The organism is Stenotrophomonas sp. YJH_SMC_79 (assembly GCF_059367995.1).
The window spans coordinates 1,214,403-1,231,619 of record NZ_JCAFRK010000001.1 but is presented as its reverse complement, the minus strand read 5'-3'; the positions used below and the strand labels follow the sequence as shown (position 1 = coordinate 1,231,619).

Genomic DNA, 17,217 nt, shown 5'->3' with positions numbered 1-17,217 from the left:
TCAGTTCGCCGGGACATTGGCTGAAGAGTTCAGGTTGCCGCCATGACCGCTGCGTCCCAGCGCCGTGGCAACACTGCCTCGAACACCACCTGGCCCGCTTCGTTGCGGGCCGCGATGCGACCGCCGTGCGCGCGGACGAACTGATCGACGATGTACAGGCCAAGGCCCAGGCCCTTGCTTTGGTGGAAGCTGGCCTTGAAGGGTTCGAACAGTCGCGGCAGCAGCGCGTCATCGATCCGGCCGGCGTTGCTGACCCGCAGCAGCACGCTGCGCGGGTCGCGCCCATCCACCTCCACCCTCGCCTCGCTGCCATGGGTCAGCGCGTTGCCGACCAGGTTGGCGGCGACCTGGCCAAGGCGATCCAGATCGCCCTGCAGCCGCGTGTCTCCCTGCGTGTCCAGGCGGATCCGGTCCATCCCATGCGCGCTGCCCGCTTCGGCTACTACCGCGCGGGTCACGTCGGCCAGATCGCAGGCACCTGCCTCCAGCCTCAGGCCACCGCTGCGGATCCGCGAGAAATCCAGCAGCTGCTCGACCATCCGCGCCATCCGCAGGGTGCTGGCTTCCAGGTACTGAAGGGTCTGCTGCGCGCCTGCGTTGCCTTCCGGAAGCTCCAGCGCCAGCTTGTCGGTGCACAGCAGGATCGCCGACAGCGGCGTGCGCAGATCGTGGGTCAGCACCGCCGCCATCGTCTCGTTGAGCTTCAGCGCGCGCTCCAGTGCCTCGTTGCGCGCCTTCAGCAACTGCCGCTGCTGGTACAGCTCGATGAAGACATTGACCTTGCTCAGGATCACCTGTGGCGCCACCGGCTTGTGCAGGAAATCCACCGCGCCGCTTTCGTAGCCCTTGAAGACGCGCAGCGGATCGTCAGGCGAGGCGGTCAGGAAGATGATCGGCACGTCGCGGCTGCGATGCGAACCACGCATCAACTCGGCCAGGGTGAAGCCATCGATCTCCGGCATGTGCACGTCGAGCAGGGCCAGCGCCACTTCGTGCTCCAGCAGCAGCTCCAGTGCCTGCGCACCCGAGGCAGCCAGCAGCAGGTTGACCCCTTCGCGCTGCAGCAATGCCTGCATGGCTACCAGGTTCTGCGGCACGTCGTCGACGATCAGCAGGTTGACCGGGGTCTGCGAGTTCGCAGGGTCCGGTGGCAGCAGGTTCATGCAAACAACTCCTTCAGGCGGCGACACATCATTTCAAGAGGCAGCACGGCATCGGCTCCGGCGTACTGCAGGGCAGAAGCCGGCATCATCGACGCTTCGGCTTCCTCGGGACATTGCAGCCAGGCGCGGCCACCGGCAGCACGCACCGCGGCGACACCTTCGCTGCCATCGCTGCTGGCACCGGTCAGCAGCAGTGCAAGCAACTGCCGACCGAACACCGCGGCGGCGGATTCAAACAACGGGTCGATGGCCGGCCGCGAGAACAGAACCGGCGCATCCACAGACAACGCCAGCGACCCGGTGTCTTCCACCAGCAGGTGGTAGTCCGGTGGCGCGAACGTCACCGTACCGGGCTGCAGTGGCTGCTTGTCCTCGGCCTCGCGCACCGGCAACGCGCAGTACGGCGCCAGCACCTCGGCGATGCGGCTGGTGCGGTCACGCGGCAGGTGCAGCACGGCGAGCACCGGCGCTGACAGCCCCGCTGGCAACGCACCCAGCACGGCCTGCAGCGCCGCGACCCCACCCGCCGACGCACCGATCACCAGCAGCGCGGGACGCGCCGGCACCACCATCAGGCCACCTTCCGGTACAGGCGGTGCTCGCGCGAACAGACCTCGAAGGCATCATGGTGACACCCGAACTGCAGCGACTCCTTGCTGCCCAGGCCGAGGAAGCCACGGTGCACCAGCGCCTCGCGGAACAGGCCGACGGCGCGGTCCTGCAGGTCGCGGTTGAAATAGATCAGCACGTTGCGGCACGACACCAGGTGCACTTCGGAGAACACGGTATCGGTGGCCAGGCTGTGATCGGCGAACACCACGTTGCGGCGCAGCTGGCGATCGAACACCGCGCCGTCATAGGCGGTGGCGTAGTAGTCGGACAACGACGCGGTGCCACCGGCGGCCAGGTAGTTGCGGCTGAACTGGGCCATCCGGTCGATGCCATAGGCGCCCGCCTCGGCCGTGGCCAACGCCGACGGGTTGATGTCGGTGGCGTAGACGATGCTGCGCTCGAGCAGGCCTTCCTCGTGCAGCAGGATCGCCAGCGACCACACTTCTTCACCGGTGCTGCAGCCGGCGACCCACAGCTTCACCGAGGGATAGGTGCGCAGTACCGGTACCACCTGCTCGCGCAGCTCACGGAAATAGGCCGGGTCACGGAACATTTCCGAGACCTGCACGGTAAAGAACTGCATGGCCTGGGCAAACAGTTCCGGCTCGTGCAGCAGACGGTGCTGCAGGTCAGACAGGCGCTCACATTCGTAACGCTGCATGGCCTGGCGCATGCGCCGGCGCAGCGACGATACCGCGTAGCTGCGGAAATCATAGTGGTAGCGCTGGTAAAGCGCCTCGAGCAGGACCTTCAGCTCCAGGTCGAACAGGGCCTGTTCGTTCATTGCCGCGAGCACCAGACCCGGCACAACGAGACCAGCTTGTCGACGTCGATTGGTTTGGCGATGTAATCGTTGGCGCCGGCCTGCAGGCAGCGCTCGCGATCGTCCGGCATGGCCTTGGCGGTCAGCGCGATGATCGGCAGGTCCTGCAGGTGTCGCTGCGCGCGGATCTCGCGCATCGCGGCCAGCCCGTCCTTCTCCGGCATCATGATGTCCATCAGCACCAGGTCAACCTCACGCTCGGCCAGCCGGTCCACCGCTTCCTGGCCGTTGCGTGCGATCTCCAGCGTCACCCCCAGCGGCTCGAGCACACTGGACAACGCGAAGATGTTGCGCACATCGTCTTCGGCCAGCAGCACGGTACGGCCATCGAGCACGGTGTCGCGGCGGCGTGCTTCACGCAGCAGGCGCTGCTGGTCACTCGGCAGGCTGGCCTCCACGCTGTGCAGGAACAGGGTCACTTCGTCGAGCAGGCGTTCGGGCGAACGCGCGCCCTTGATGATGATGCTCTTCGAGTAGCGGCGCAGGCGCTGTTCTTCCTCGCGGCTGAGCGCGCGGCCGGTGTAGACGATCACCGGCGGGAAGCCGACATCGTCGTTGCCGGCCATGTGCTCGAGCAGGTCGTAGCCGCTGCCGTCGGGCAGCGACAGGTCCATCACCATGCAGTCGAAGGTGACCGTGCTGAGCTGCTCCAGCGCACCGGCCAGGGTACCCACCGCGACAATCTGCAACTGCTCGCGACCCAGCAGCAGTTCCAGGTTGTGGCGCAGCTCGTTGTCGTCCTCGACGATCAGCAGGCGCCGCATATCGCGCTGGCTGGTCTGCTCCAGCTGCTCGATGGCCGACACCAGGCGTTCGCGCGTGGTCGGCTTGATCGCAAAACCAATCGCACCGAGTTCGCGCGCGACCTGGCTTCGGTCCATCGCCGAGACCACGTGCACCGGAATGTGGCGGGTATCGGGGTTGCGCTTCAGGCGTTCCAGCACGCTCAGGCCGGACACATCCGGCAGGCCGATATCCAGCAGGATGCCGTTCGGTCGCAGTTCGCTGGCCAGAGCCAGCGCCTCTTCGGCCGTACCGGCCACCACGCAGTCGAAGTCCAGCTCATGGGCCAGTGCCACCAGGGCTTCGGCAAAGGTGGCGTCGTCCTCCACCGCCAGGATCAGGCGGCCGGCACGCTGGCGGCGGCCACGATCATCGGCCACGCTGGCGGCGCCAGACACCGATGTTGGCGCAACCACAGGTGCGGTCGTGCTGCGTGCATCGACCACCGCTACCGCAGGCTGCGGCGACGGAGATGCGGCAACGAGGGTGTCGCCGGGCACCGATACCGGGGCGCCCTGCAGCGGCAGTTCCAGGATGAAGCAGCTGCCTCGGCCCGGTTCGCTGTCGACCTGGATGCTGCCACCCATGCGCTCGGCCAGGTCCCGCGAGATCGACAGGCCCAGGCCGGTGCCGCCATAGCGACGGCGGGTACTGCCATCGGCCTGGCGGAACGCCTCGAAGATGACCTGCAGCTGCTCCCGCGCGATGCCGATGCCACTGTCGCTGACCTCGAACCGGACGCGGCCATTGCCACCCGCGCGTACCTGCAGGCCGACCCTGCCGTGCTCAGTGAACTTCAGGGCGTTGGCCAGCAGATTCTTCAGGATCTGCTGCAGGCGCTGGCTGTCGGCCATCACCTGGCTTGGCGCCAATGCGTCGGCCTCGATCTGCAGGGACAGGCCCTTCTGCCGCGCCATCGGCTCGAACGTCTCGCGCAGGCGCTGCAGCACGCTGTCCACCACCACCACTTCGTCGGCCAGCTCGACGTGGCCGGCCTCGATGCGGGACAGGTCGAGGATGTCGTTGATCAGCGCCAGCAGGTCATTGTTGGACGACAGGATCGCACGCGCATACTTCACCTGCTCTCCGGTGAGCGTGCCGTCCTTGTTGTCGGCCAGCAGCTTGGCCAGGATCAGCGAACTGTTCAGCGGCGTGCGCAGCTCGTGCGACATGTTGGCCAGGAATTCGGACTTGTAGCGCGACGTAGCCGCCAGCTCGTTGCTGTTGCGCACCAGCTGTGACTGTGCGACCAGCAGCGCCTGCTTCTGCGCCTCCAGCTCGTGGGTGCGCTCTTCCAGCTGGACGTTGCTCTGTTCCAGTTCGGCCTGCTGTTCTTCCAGATGGCTTTGCGACTGCAGCAGGCTTCGGCTCTGCTCTTCCAGCTCCTCGTTGGCCACGCGCAGCTCTTCCTGCTGCGCCTGGAGCTCCTCGCCCTGGCGCTGCGACTCTTCCAGCAGCACGACCAGCTGCGCGCGCAGCAGCGAGGCCCGCAGCGCCATGCCGATCGTCTCGGCGCAGCGCTCCAGCAGCTCGCGATCCAGATCGCGCTGCCCACCCCTCCGGGCGCGTCCCAGCTCGATGATGCCGACCACGGTGCCATCACTGCTGATCGGCGCCAGGATGCGCTCGCGCACCGGCAGCCGCCCCAGGCTGGTCTGCAGTTCAAGTACAGCGTCGTCGCCCCCCTGCAGGTGGCGGATGTGCTCGTCCCGCGCCACCTGCCCGGCCACGCCCTCCTGCAACGCCAGCGACGCCGGCATGCCGGACGGCAACGCCAGGCCACCGGTCAGCTGCAACCGCCCTCCGTCCAGCCGGTATACGGCGCCGACGTCGGCTCCCAGTTGCGCGCCCAGGCTGGTGGCTGCCGCCTCGGCAATCTGCTCCGGACCGAGGTCGCCGCGCAGGCTCATCGCCACCGCGTTCTCGGCCTCCTGCAGCCACAACGCCCGCATTGCATCCCGGCGTGCCTGGATCGCACGGGAAACGATCAGCGCGATCATCAGGAACGCACCACCGCCGATGCTTCGGTTGACGACCGAGAACGCCGAATTGGAGCTGGCCGGGGCGATGTTGAACCCGATGACCAGCAGGACGCAGGCGAGCACGGCCACGATGAACGGCGCGCGTGCGCTGCGCTGGAACACCGTGACGCCCACGGCCAGGAAATAGGCCAGCCACACGGCATAGCCCAGTGGAACCACCAGTTCCAGGGCGATGGTTGCCGCCAGCAGCACGGCGGAAGTCATCCAGATCCAGCGGTCACGCGTGGTCGCACCAGGACGCATGCAGGTCGGTTCCAAAAGACAAAGGGTCGGTGATGGTACTCCGTGTCGTATTCAGCCGCACAGGACAAATGGCACGTGTCACGCCTCCACACACTCTTCACACTGCACTGCCTAGCTTCACGTCCCTCCCAGGGGTAATGCTCATTTCCACGTGGACGCAGCCGCTTCTACGACGTCCGTGCTGACGGACCCTTCCCGACAACTGCGACTGCTGATCGACAGCGTGCGCGACCATGCGCTGTACCTGCTTGATCCGGAAGGCGTGGTCTGCAGCTGGAACCCGGGTGCCGAACGCATCAAGGGCTATTCAGCCGATGAAGTGGTAGGAACGCACTTCAGTCGCTTCTACCTGGCCAACGACCGCGACGCCGGTGAACCACAGCGCCTGCTCCGCCTGGCGGCGCAGCATGGCCACGTTGCCAGTGAGGGCTGGCGGGTACGCCGCGATGGCTCCTCGTTCCGTGCCAGCGTGGTCATCGAGCCGGTCGTCGAGGCAGGCGAGCTGCTCGGCTTCGTCAAGATCACCCGCGACATCACCGAGCAGTGGCAGGCACAGCGACTGCTGCGTGATGCCCAGCGTGCGCTGCGCAATACCCAGCAGTTCGAGACCGTCGGCCGTCTCAGCCGCGGCCTTTCCCACGAGTTCAACAACCTGCTGACCACCATCGGCAATGCCCTGGACCTGCTTTCGCTGCGCGTGAACGGTGACGATGCGCGCGCCGCCGAGCTGCTGGATGCTGCGCAGGCGGCCACCGACCGCGGCGCACTGCTCACCCGCCAGCTGCTGGCCTTCAGCACCGGCCAGACCCTGATCCGCGAGCCGCTGGACATCAATGCGCTGGTACGGCAAGGGCTGCCGGACCTGCAGCGTGCCTGCCCACCTGCGGTGCTGCTGGAGGTACGGCTCACACCCGGCCTGCCCCGGGTGAACACTGATGCGATGCAGTTGCAGACCGCACTGGCCAACCTGGTCGCCAATGCCGCTGACGCTACCCTCGAAGGTGGGCGCATCCTGATCGGCACCGCATTGGAGCATCGCCTCGACCCGGATGCGGACTCCACCCTGCAACGTGGCTATGTCACGCTCAGCGTCTGCGATGAGGGCCACGGAATGGCGGCCGACATCGCCGAACGGGCCACCGAGCCCTTCTTCACCACCAAGGACATTGGCAAAGGCAGCGGCCTGGGCCTGAGCCAGGTGTTCGGATTCACTACCCAGAGCGGCGGCTTCGTCGACGTGTCCACCACGCCCGGTGTCGGCACCACGGTCAGCCTGCTGCTACCCGTAATGGAGGACCCTGCCCATGACCGATGACCCGATCCGCGTACTGATGGTGGAAGACCAGACCGATCTGCGTGAAATGATCGGCCTGGCCCTGCGCGACCTTGGCATCGACGTGGCCACGACCGCCGATGCGCATGAGGCCGCCGCCCTGCTGAAGGGGGAGGCACGTTTCGACGTGGTGTTCAGCGACGTCAGCATGCCCAACGGCATGTCCGGCATCGAGCTGAGCGAGCATGTGGCACGCGAACAGCCGCAGGCACGGATGATCCTGTCATCCGGCTATGCCCGTTCGCAGCTGCCGCCGCTGCCCGAACAGGTGGAGTTCCTGCCCAAGCCGTATCGGCTGCGCCAGCTGGTGCAGCTGCTCAAGCAGGAATGACCCGTCGCCGGGCATGGCCCGGCATCTGGTTCCTGTAGCGCCGGGCCCATGCCCGGCTGCGCTCCTCAATAGCGCCCCACCAGGTTCAGGTACCACCCGCGATGGGTGTAGTCGAACTTGGTCAGGTCATCACTGAAGTCGGTGAAGTTGTAGCCCACGCCCACGCGGAAGTTGCGGCCGATATCGCGATCGACACCGGCCAGCCAACCCTGCCTGCTGCCGCCGTCACGGACGTCCAGCACGCGGTACTCCAGCAGGCCGTGCCACTGGTAATACAGGTCATAGCGCAGCTGTCCCGCAGCGAAGCTGGTGGCCGAGTCGAACCAGGGGCCGGTGCCGCGTCCATAACGCACCTCGCCTTCGCGCCGCGCCGCCTTGGCCGCCACCTCCCAGCGCTGGTCGATGCGGTACACGCCCTCCAGCGACAGGATCTGCGTGCGCTGATCGTAGTCCACGCCGTTCACCTGGCCCATCGTCGACAGGTCGTACAGGTAACTGTAGCGACCGAACAACGCCCAGCGGTCGTTGTCCCACGGCCGGTAGGCGAAGCCCAGGTTGCCTTCGATGAAGCGCGCACCCGCCACCGGATTGATCGCATCGTCGGTGTCGGCATAGTTGAAACGCGCCGCGATGCGCCAGCTGTCGTTGAGGCGGTGGCTGAGGCGATTGGTGCTGACCCACTGCGTGCGCCGCTCGGCGCCGGTATCGCGACGCCATTCCAGCTTGCTCTGCCACTCGGTGCCCGGCGCGGTACGGCCGCCGGACAGGCTGACCGCCTTGCGGTCCACCTGGCCACTGCTGGCATCAAGCTTGCCATTGCTCAGCGTGAAGCCCGCGTTCCACCCCACCGCAGGATAGAAGTCCATGCCGAAGGTGTGTGCCAGACCAGACTCCTGCCCGGATTTCAGGAACTGGCTTTCATTGAACACATTGACCTGATCAGACAGACGCCAGCGCTGGCCGAGGGTCCAGCCATCCTGTGCGTTCGGGCTGAACAACGGGTCGTACTCGCTGCGGTCGGTGGACTGGGTGAACGCACCATAGAAGCTGTGCTGCGGGGTCAGCCGGTACTCGGCGTTGACCTGCGCGGCGGTGCCACGGTCACCATCGCTCACCTCGGCACCGACGGTGGACAGGTTGGCGAAGGTCCAGGTACCACCGGCCACCACCGCATCGTTGTCGGCATAGCGGCCATGGTCATCATCCACGGTCAGCTGACCTCCGCCGTACACATCCAGTGAGGTGCCGATGCGGTGCGTGTAGCGGGCGGCGGCCAGCACACCGGCCACGTTGCCGCCCACACCGCGGTCTTCCTGCACGCGACGCAGCTCAGCCGACAGGCGGTCGTTCTCGCCGATCCGCCACTCGGCGGTAGCCTGTGCCTGGATCAGCGATTCGCTGCCACGGCGAGCCTCGCTGTAGCGGGCGTACAGGCTGAAGTCGTCGGTCACGTAACCCAGCAGCTCGGCACCCTGCTCGCGCACGCGCTGGCCAGTGTCGAAGCGCCCCACCGAATAGCCTCCATCGACCTGGCGCCACCAGGCCCCGGCACTCCAGTCGCGCTGGGTCCAGCCCAGCTCGCGCAGGTTGACGCGCGCTTCCACTGCGGTCGCCTCGCCTTCGCGCGGCCCCTCCGGATTGAGCCGGCTGAAGCTCAGGCCGCCGTTGTCCGAGAAGAACACCGGCGCACTGGTCGCCTCGCTGCGGTTGTGCTCGATCTTCAGGTAGGTGCCACGCCCAGCCTGCAGGGTCAGGTCCGCGCCCCTCAGCGAATAGTCCTGGCCGGAGCGCTGCTCGTCCACGTAGGTGGCGCCCACGGCAACGTGATCGCCGAACCAGTGCTTGCCACGCACACCCGCGGTGATGTCATCGCTGTCGAATCCGGTCGGCACCCACTCGTAGTCCACGATCAGGCGCTGCTCATAGCCGTCCAGCGGCACGTCGCGGCTGATCCGGCGCAGGTTCTCGCGGCTGACCTGGGCCAGCGGCCGGGTCAGCAGGATGCGACCCTGCAGGGCGTCGATCTCGTAGTCGGCACCCCGCACCATCGGCACACGCTGCTCCACGCGGCCGGTGGTGCGGTCACGGATTTCCAGCACCACCTGGTCCGAGCCGCTGAGAATGCTGGCGTGGCGCAGGTAGTACAGACTGCCGCCGGTACCGATGAACTCGCTGTGGCCCGGCGCCGTCTCGGCCTGTGAGCCGAACAGGCGCAGCTCGCTGCGCGCATCGCCCCAGGCATTGGCGCCACGCGAACGCCACGACAGCGCCGCACCGTACAGCGAACGCACGTACTGCGCGTATTCGGTGCCGGTCAGGCCGGTGTTGTAGTTGCCCCACAACGCCTGGTTCTTGTCCCAGTCCATGCGCAGGTAGAAGCGGCCCATGCTGTCGACATCGCGCTGGGTCAACGAGTCGTCACCGTAGGTCGGGTAGTACAGGTCCGGGTCCAGGCTGCGGAACAGGTCGCGCGGATCGGCCGTGGTGAAGCCGGTGAACAACTCATCCAGCGGACGGTTCTGGGTATCGGCCTGCGCGGTCAGCAGGTAACGGCCGCGGGTCTTGGCCTTCAGGTAGAACGCCAGGCGGCCATCGCTGAGCACGTCATCGTTGCGCTCGCCGCGGGCCAGGCCCTGCCCTGCCCCACTGGCCTTGCTCTGGTACACGGTGATATCGGCCAGGCCGACGCCGAACAGGTACTGGCCGCTGACATCGACCTCCAGCGTGCGTGCGATGACCGGTGCATCCGGCCGCTCCACGCGTACGTCGAACGCATGATGTCCGATCGGCATCAGGTACTCGGCGGCGAACTTGCGATCCTGGTCCAGCGGGTAGCTGTCGCCGTTGATCTTCAGCGACGCCCCCAGCGGCAGGTCGCGGCCGCGCAGGCGCACCCGCGAGCCATGCACCGGGATGTTCTGCTGGCGCAGGCCATTGCCATCGAACACCTGCTGCAGCAGTGACAACGATGCTGCCTGGTTGGTGTCCACCGAGGTACCGCGGCGGTCTTCCAGCGCGTCACGCAACTGCTGGTTGCCGCGCTCGAATTCCGCCGGCGTCACCAGCTGCATCGATTGCGCGGTGGTTTCATCGACATTGCCCTCGGCATCGAAGGCGCGAAGCACATAGACCAGGCGGTCGCCCCGACGCAGCGGCGTCGAGGCCGGCAAGGTACCATCCCACACGCCCTGGGCAACGGCGGCCACCGGCAGTTCGAACGTAGCCAGTGCTGCCACGCGATCCGTGTCGCTGCCGCGGTAGACGCTGACTTCCAGGCGCTGGATGAAGGCGGTGTAGTTGCCACGCACGTAGAACTCGACCGGCCGCACGATGCGGCCTTCGTCGAAGGCGACCATGCCCGGTGCGGAGACCGACAGTTCCGGCTGGTCCATCGCCGGGTCTTCGGTGGCCCAGATCGCGCCGCCTTCCGGCAGGCGGATCATGAACTCACCGCGCACGGTGGCCCTGCCCGGCTCATCAATCGCCAGGCTGACCCGGCGGTCCGGTTGCAGGGCCTGCGAGCTGGAACGCGACGAGGTGCCCTCGGTCACCGGTTCGTCGTAGCTGCGCGAGCGCAGGCTGAACAACAGTTCGCCCTCGGCGTTGCACTGGGTGCCGTCACAACGGATCGGCGCCGGCTCGGCGGCGGGCGGCGCGGCCTGCGCGGCACCGGCCAGGCCGAGCAGCAGGGCCTGATACAGCGCGGCGCGCGGCAGGCGGGCCGCACGGCGGGCGGCTGAGTGATGCGCGCTCATCGGCGTGCCTCCTGTTGACGGGCAGCCGCACGGGTGGCGGCGCTCTCCTCGTTGCGAACGCGCAGGCGCTGCTGCACGGCGGGGCTGAGCTGGCTGCGCAGCGCCTCGAACACGGCGTTGGCACGACGCAGGCCCAACGCCTGGTTGTAGGCATGGCTGCCGCGCACATCGGTGTGACCCACCAGGCTGACCTGACCACCGCCCAGCTTTTCCAGACGCGCGGCGATAGCGGCCAGCAGCGGCTTGAACTCATCGCGTACGGTGGCCTTGTCGGTGTCGAACAGCACGTTGCCCAGCAGCGCGCCACCGGCATCCACACCGGCCAGCAGCGAGTGCGGATCGCGCACGTCGGTGCGCAGCTGCACAGCCAGGCCCGCACGGGCACTTTCCACAACCTCGGCCTGCAACGCGTCGCGCACCACCGCCGCGCGGGCGAAGGCCAGCGCCTGGCTTTCGCCACTGGCAGCGATCACGACGTCGCCACCCTGGTAGCGGTCCACCACCTCGGCCATCTTCTTCAGCACCGGGCGATAGCTGGCCTGCAGCTCGCTGCTGCCCGGCGCGAACAGCACCTCACCCAGCGCGATCTCCATGCGCTCGGCGGCAGCCTGCGGCGACGGCGGCAGCCGCACGCCGAAGCTGAAGCGGGTCGGTACGCCCTGCGTCACCCGCCGCAGCAACGGATTCTCGGTGGTCAGTTCGGCACCGGCCGGCAGCGTGGCCGGGTCCAGCTTGATGATGAAGTTGCGGCCCAGGCGCGCGTCACCACCGTGCACGTCAGCCAAGTGGTAGCGCCCGAACGGATCGGTCTCGACCAGCAGGCCTTCCACCGTGGCCAGGCGTACACCGGGAATGCCCTGCTCCTGGATGCCTTCGTTGCCGATCACGTAGGCCACTTCATAGCCCTCGGCGACACGGGCGATCTCGCGGCGCACGCTCGGCTCGGCCGCGGTCAAGCCCTTGCCGGCCTCACCACTGCGTTCCACGCGCGTGGCGCCCTGCGCGTCCATCCGCAGGCGATGGCCCTGCGCGCTCTCCAGCACGAAGTCATCACTGAAGGACAGTTCGCGCAGGCGCTGGCGCAGCACCACCTGATGCGCCTCAGCGGTGTCGGACGTGGACGCGCGGCCATGCACCACGCCAATCTGCACCCCGTGCAGCAGCGGCGCGCTGGCATCGGCCAGCGGCTGCGGGCCTTCGCCACGATCCAGCGTGGTCGAGCCCGGCACGTAGGCCGCAGCAGCGAATCCGCCTTGCACGCGCACGCCGCTCAGCTCGGCACTGTCCTGCCAACCGTCACCGTCGCGATCATCGAACACGGTGCCGAACACCAGGCTGTCTTCCAGCAGCGGGTCGGCATCCATCGCCACTTCGGCAGTGGCCACGTTCGACAACGGGCTGCCGTCATCGGCCGTCGCCACCGCCTGGTTCACGTGGTTGCCCGCGCGCACGCCGGCGCCCACCCGCAACAGGTAGGTGATGGTGGCACTGCGGCCCACGGCAATGTCCACCGCACCGATGCGCAGCGGTACCTGGCTGCTGGCCAGCGAGAACGCACCGTCATCGTCGGCCACGCGCATCGAGCCATCGACATAGCTGAAGCCTGGAGGCGGGGTGTCGACCACTACGCCATCACGCCAATGGCTGCCGCCCACGTTCTCGACCACCAGCTGGTAGCGCACCAGGTCGCCCACCTTCACCCGGCGCGGGCTCGCAGTCTTGGTGATGCGCAGGGCGAAGTCGGACACTACCTTGTGGCGCGTCTCGCAGGTCGTGCAGTCCGGCGGCGGCGAGCCATCCGGATACTGCCCGCGCAAGCGGTTCAGCACCTCGGTGCGGGCCTCCTGGTTGACCACGGCCTGGTAGGCGAACTCGTGGCGACCGATCGAGGTACCCGTCGGCACCGTGCAGACGATGTCCGGCCCCTGCTGGACGCATCCGGCCGGCAGGCTCTCGATGCTCAAGCCGGCATCGGGCGTATCCACCAGCTGCAGTGGACGACGCAGCGCAGCGCGCTCGACCGTGGCCACCAGCGTGTAGCGCAGGCGGTCGCCTGGTCGCACTTCGGTGCCACTGGCTGGTCCGGACTGCTTCTCCAGCACCACGCGCGGTTCGGCCAGCGCGTGCTCGGTGCTGCAGTCGCTGCTGCAGGTGGGCGTGTCACCGCCGGTACCGAGTACGGCATTGCGCACGCTGCCGCTGGCCTGGGCATTGACCAGCGCGCGGTAGCCCAGCGTATAGGTGCCCGGCACCGTGCCGGCAGGCAGCGTGCAGACCAGCGGATTGCTGGCATTGCAGGTGAACGGTCCCGGCTGGTTGACCGACTGCAGGTCCAGGCCGGTGCCCAGGGTATCGGTCAGGGTCAGCGTATCGAGGGTCTGCGAGTTGGCGACCGTCACTTCCACGCTGTAGTCCACCGCATCGCCCACGGCAACCGGGGCAACGGTGCTCGACTGCTTGCGGTAGGTCACCACCGCCGACAGCACGGGCGTGGTGGTGCCACAGTTGCTGGTGCACGTGTTGATGCCGGTGCCACTGCCGAGCACCGCGTTGCTGACGCTGCCCTTGGCCTGCGCGTTCACCCGGGCGGTGTAGTCGACCGTGTAGGTGCCTGGCACCGTACCGGCAGGCAGCGTGCACACCAACGGATTGGCAGCATTGCAGCTGAAGCCCTGGCTGGCAGTCACCGCACCGAAGTCCAGGCCGGGGCCCATCGTGTCGGTCAGGGTGAACACCACCGTGGTGCGCGAGTTGCTGACCACCGCGGACAGTGTGTAGGCGATGCTGTCACCCACCTTCACCGAACCGGCCGCGGCCGAGGTCTTGCGATAGTCGATCGCACTGCCGGTCACTGGCGTGCTGGTACCGCAGTTGGCGGTACACGACGGATTGTCGCCACCGCTGCCGAGCACGGCGTTGGTGACCTGGCCGGTGGCCTGTGCGTTCACCACCGCGGTGTAGGTCAGGCTGTAGCTGCCCGGCACGGTACCGGCCGGCAAGGTGCACACCAGCGGATTGGCGGCGTTGCAGGTGTAGGCGCCCGCACTGGTGATCGCGCCGAAGTCGAGGCCGGTGCCCAGCGTATCGGTCAGGGTCACCACATCGGTGGTGCGCGAGTTGGTCACCACCGTGGTCAGGGTGTAGGTCAGGCGATCGCCCACTGAAACCGGACCGGTGCTGTTCACCGACTTGGCGTAGCTCACGCCCGGTGTCGCCACCGGGGTGGTGGTGTCACAGTTCACGCTGCACGACGGGTTGTCGGTGCCGCTGCCGAGCACGGCGTTGCGCACGCTGCCGCTGGCCTGCGCGTTGACGGTGGCGCCATAGGTGAGGCTGTAGGTGCCAGGCACGGTGCCGGCCGGCAGCGTGCACACCAGCGGATTGGCGGCGTTGCAGGTGAAGATGCCTGCGCTGCTGACACCAGCAAAATCGAGGCCGTTGCCCAGCGTGTCGGTCAACGTGACCACGGCGCTGGTGCGCGCACGCGTCACCGTCGCAGTCAGGGTGTAGTCGATGCGGTCACCGACCCGTACCGGGCCGCCGGTGGAGGCCTGCTTGGCATAGACCACCTGCGCGGCAGCCATCGGCGTGGTGGTATCGCAGCTGCCCACGCAGGAGGGGTTGTCGGTGCCGCTGGGCACCACCGCATTGCGCACCTGGCCGCTGGCCTGCGCATTGACCACGCCGGTGTACGACAACGCATAGCTGCCCGGCACGGTGCCGGCCGGCAGCGTGCAGACGAGCGGATTGCCTGGCGTGCAACTGAAGCTACCCGCGCTGGTGACGCTGCCGAAGTCCAAGCCGGTGCCCAGCGTGTCGGTCAGCGTGGTCACCGCCGTGGTGCGCGCGTCTGCCACCAGCACCGTCACGGTATAGGCAACACTGTCGCCGATGGCGACCGGACCGGCGGTGCCGCTGGCCTTCGACACCGAGATGCGCGGCGCCGCCACCGGCGTGGTGGTGGTGCAGTTGCTGCTGCAGGTGGGTGTGTCAGTACCCGTGCCGACCACGGTGTTGACCACCTGGCCACTGGCCTGCGCATTCACCGTAGCCGTGTAGCTCAGGCTGTAGGTGCCCGGCACCGTGCCCGCCGGAAGCGTGCACACCAGCGGGTTGGCCGCGTTGCAGGTAAATGCACCGGGGCTGCTGACGCTGGCGAAATCCAGACCGGTGCCCAGGGTGTCGGTGAAGGTCAGCACATCGCGGGTGTTGCCGTCGGCCACGGTGACATCCACGGTGTAGCTCACGGTCGCGCCTACCGCGACCGGGCCGGTGGTGTTCGAACGCTTGGCGTAGCCCGCCCGCGTCACCGGCACGGTCACGTCGCTGCGCGTGCAATGGTCGGCGTCTGTGCAGCTGCTGCCCGGTGCCGGCGGATTGCCATTGTTGAAGGGATCGTAGCCGCCGCCCACGCTGGCATGGTTGGTCAGCACGCCGGTCGCAGCCGCGGTGACCGTCACCGGCAGCGTGAACGCCGAGCTGGAGCCGGGGTTGCCGGCTGCGGTCAGCACCTGGCTGCTGGTACAGGTGACATCCTGGCCACTGGCCGTACAGCTCCAGTTGCCGCTCACATGGGCACCCGTCCAGTTCGGCACGATCCCGGCCGGCAGCTGGTCGCGCACGATGATCGCGCCCGCCGGCACATTCGGCGGATTGCCGGTGGGCACATCACTGGTATTGCTCACCGCCAGCGTGTACTGGGTGCCGGCCTGCCCGTAGTTCCAGATGCCACCGGTGGCGTTGTTGCCCTTGACCACCTTCAGCGACGGAGCGGTGATGGTGATGCGGTGGTCTTCCACCTCGCCGTCATCGGCCACACCGGTCGGGCTCTGTATCTGCGTGGCGTTGGTGGCGTAGCGCAGGCGCACGTAGCTGGTACCCGCGCTGACCGACGTCGGCACGGTCCAACCCAGGTTGGCCTGGCCACCACTGCACAGCGCGGTGGTGCTGCGTTCGTTGGCATCAAACTGGCCGTTGCGGTTGAAGTCGATCCAGCCTGCGACGCTGCCATTGCCCACGCAGGCCACTGCCTGGGTGATCAGCGTGCCGGCCTGCATCACCGTCAACCGGTAGCTGGTCGGCCACGCGTCTTCCTCACGGCTGCCCGCCTGCGGGAAGTTGTCATCACCCAGCGCGTCCGCGCTGTAGCTGCTCCTCTGTTCGGTATCCGGGCCCAGGCTGCCGAGGAAATCGGTCAGCGGTGGTGCCAGGCCACCCGGCGTGTAACCGGCGGTGTTGATGTTGAAGTTGCTGGCGCCCTGCGGAATGCCATCGGAACGGAACTGCAGATCGTCCACCACGTGCATCGCATCGCCGTAGCTCTGCGGGGCGTCACCAAAGTCGGCATACGGCACCAGCAGGCCGATGGCGATGGCGGTGGTACCGCCGCCGCGCATCGAGAAGCCCATGTTCACCGCCAGGTTGCCCGGCGCGTGTGCGGCATTGTCGAAACTGAGGAAGGTAACGGCAGCCGTGTTGTCGTCGTTGCCGGGACCGAAGCGGATCACCTGGTTGCCACCGCTGGTCGACTTGTTCACCAGATAGGGGGTGGCATTGGCCAGGTTCTTGCGAACCTCCACCACGTTCCAGGTGCCCTGCGCGCTGGCTTCGACGAACTCGCCGCTGTTGTTGATCGATTCGGCGTCGGCCATCACCACACCGCGCAGGCGGTACGGGGCACCACCCATGGTCGAGGTGCAGGTGATGCTGAAACTGGAGGTGCCGGCGGTGCGCGCGATGCCAGCGATCAGCTGGTTGCTCGAATCGGTACCACCGATGTTGTACAGATCATCAAGGCTGTCGCCGCGCCAGTTGCCTGGCCGATAGCTGCGCAGCACGCCGGTCTCGGCCGTGTTCAAGCGGCAATCGACGCGCAGGTTGATGCCCGCGGCAATCGGCATGTCGATGGACGACAGCGCCCCATCATTGAGCACAACGTTGTCGACGCCGTTGGCACCGCCCCCCCAGGTCAACCACAACACCGTATTGCGATACGGGCTGCTGCCACCCGTGGCGTAGGCGGCTGCCCAGGCAAACGATGGCGCCACCATCGACAGCAGCAGGATCAGGACAAGCGCGATCCAGCGGCCGGGCCGCACGCATCGGGTGTTTTTCTTGGGATGAACGCATCCA

At 67.4% G+C, this 17,217-nt stretch carries 8 protein-coding genes; 2 read left to right on the top strand and 6 right to left on the bottom strand.

The features are described 5' to 3' along the window. Positions 1-29: 29 nt before the first annotated feature. From AC5P57_RS06130 to AC5P57_RS06115, 4 genes are read right to left on the bottom strand one after another with little or no spacing between them, the layout of a single operon-like run. Positions 30-1,163, bottom strand: coding sequence for a hybrid sensor histidine kinase/response regulator (locus AC5P57_RS06130; protein WP_142807829.1), 1,134 nt, complete (start codon positions 1,161-1,163; stop codon positions 30-32). Further along, positions 1,160-1,735 (bottom strand): chemotaxis protein CheB, encoded by a 576-nt coding sequence (locus AC5P57_RS06125; RefSeq protein WP_099552860.1) that lies wholly within the window; start codon positions 1,733-1,735, stop codon positions 1,160-1,162. Before AC5P57_RS06125 ends, AC5P57_RS06130 begins: the two co-directional genes overlap by 4 nt. Next, positions 1,735-2,559 carry a CheR family methyltransferase gene (locus tag AC5P57_RS06120; protein WP_262235683.1) on the bottom strand — a complete coding sequence of 275 codons (825 nt, stop codon included), beginning with the start codon at positions 2,557-2,559 and terminating at the stop codon, positions 1,735-1,737. The genes AC5P57_RS06125 and AC5P57_RS06120 overlap by 1 nt, the downstream gene beginning before the upstream one ends. Continuing rightward, the gene (locus AC5P57_RS06115; protein WP_262235682.1) at positions 2,556-5,666 is read right to left on the bottom strand and encodes a response regulator; all 3,111 of its coding nucleotides are present in this window, start codon (positions 5,664-5,666) and stop codon (positions 2,556-2,558) included. The genes AC5P57_RS06120 and AC5P57_RS06115 overlap by 4 nt, the downstream gene beginning before the upstream one ends. Before the next feature lie 151 nt (positions 5,667-5,817). Between AC5P57_RS06115 and AC5P57_RS06110 the strand changes: the two genes are divergently transcribed. Next, the gene (locus AC5P57_RS06110; RefSeq protein WP_430542871.1) at positions 5,818-6,981 is read left to right on the top strand and encodes a two-component system sensor histidine kinase NtrB; all 1,164 of its coding nucleotides are present in this window, start codon (positions 5,818-5,820) and stop codon (positions 6,979-6,981) included. Next, positions 6,971-7,330: a response regulator gene (locus AC5P57_RS06105; RefSeq protein WP_099552864.1), complete on the top strand. Its 360-nt coding sequence runs from the start codon at positions 6,971-6,973 to the stop codon at positions 7,328-7,330. Before AC5P57_RS06110 ends, AC5P57_RS06105 begins: the two co-directional genes overlap by 11 nt. Before the next feature lie 65 nt (positions 7,331-7,395). Here AC5P57_RS06105 and AC5P57_RS06100 read toward each other — a convergent pair whose 3' ends face one another. After that, complete coding sequence (locus AC5P57_RS06100) at positions 7,396-11,085, bottom strand: TonB-dependent receptor (RefSeq protein ID WP_262235679.1); 3,690 nt, start codon at positions 11,083-11,085, stop codon at positions 7,396-7,398. Continuing rightward, entirely contained in the window at positions 11,082-17,183 is a 6,102-nt protein-coding gene (locus AC5P57_RS06095) for a CshA/CshB family fibrillar adhesin-related protein (RefSeq protein ID WP_262235678.1), read from the bottom strand. The genes AC5P57_RS06100 and AC5P57_RS06095 overlap by 4 nt, the downstream gene beginning before the upstream one ends. Positions 17,184-17,217: the final 34 nt, after the last annotated feature.

Bases quoted from the DNA above. Each gene is read 5' to 3' on its own strand.
- AC5P57_RS06125 (WP_099552860.1), bottom strand. From the start codon at position 1,735: ATGGTGGTGCCGGCGCGTCCCGCGCTGCTGGTGATCGGTGCGTCGGCG.
- AC5P57_RS06130 (WP_142807829.1), bottom strand. From the start codon at position 1,163: ATGAACCTGCTGCCACCGGACCCTGCGAACTCGCAGACCCCGGTCAAC.
- AC5P57_RS06115 (WP_262235682.1), bottom strand. From the start codon at position 5,666: ATGCGTCCTGGTGCGACCACGCGTGACCGCTGGATCTGGATGACTTCC.
- AC5P57_RS06100 (WP_262235679.1), bottom strand. From the start codon at position 11,085: ATGAGCGCGCATCACTCAGCCGCCCGCCGTGCGGCCCGCCTGCCGCGC.
- AC5P57_RS06120 (WP_262235683.1), bottom strand. From the start codon at position 2,559: ATGAACGAACAGGCCCTGTTCGACCTGGAGCTGAAGGTCCTGCTCGAG.
- AC5P57_RS06105 (WP_099552864.1), top strand. From the start codon at position 6,971: ATGACCGATGACCCGATCCGCGTACTGATGGTGGAAGACCAGACCGAT.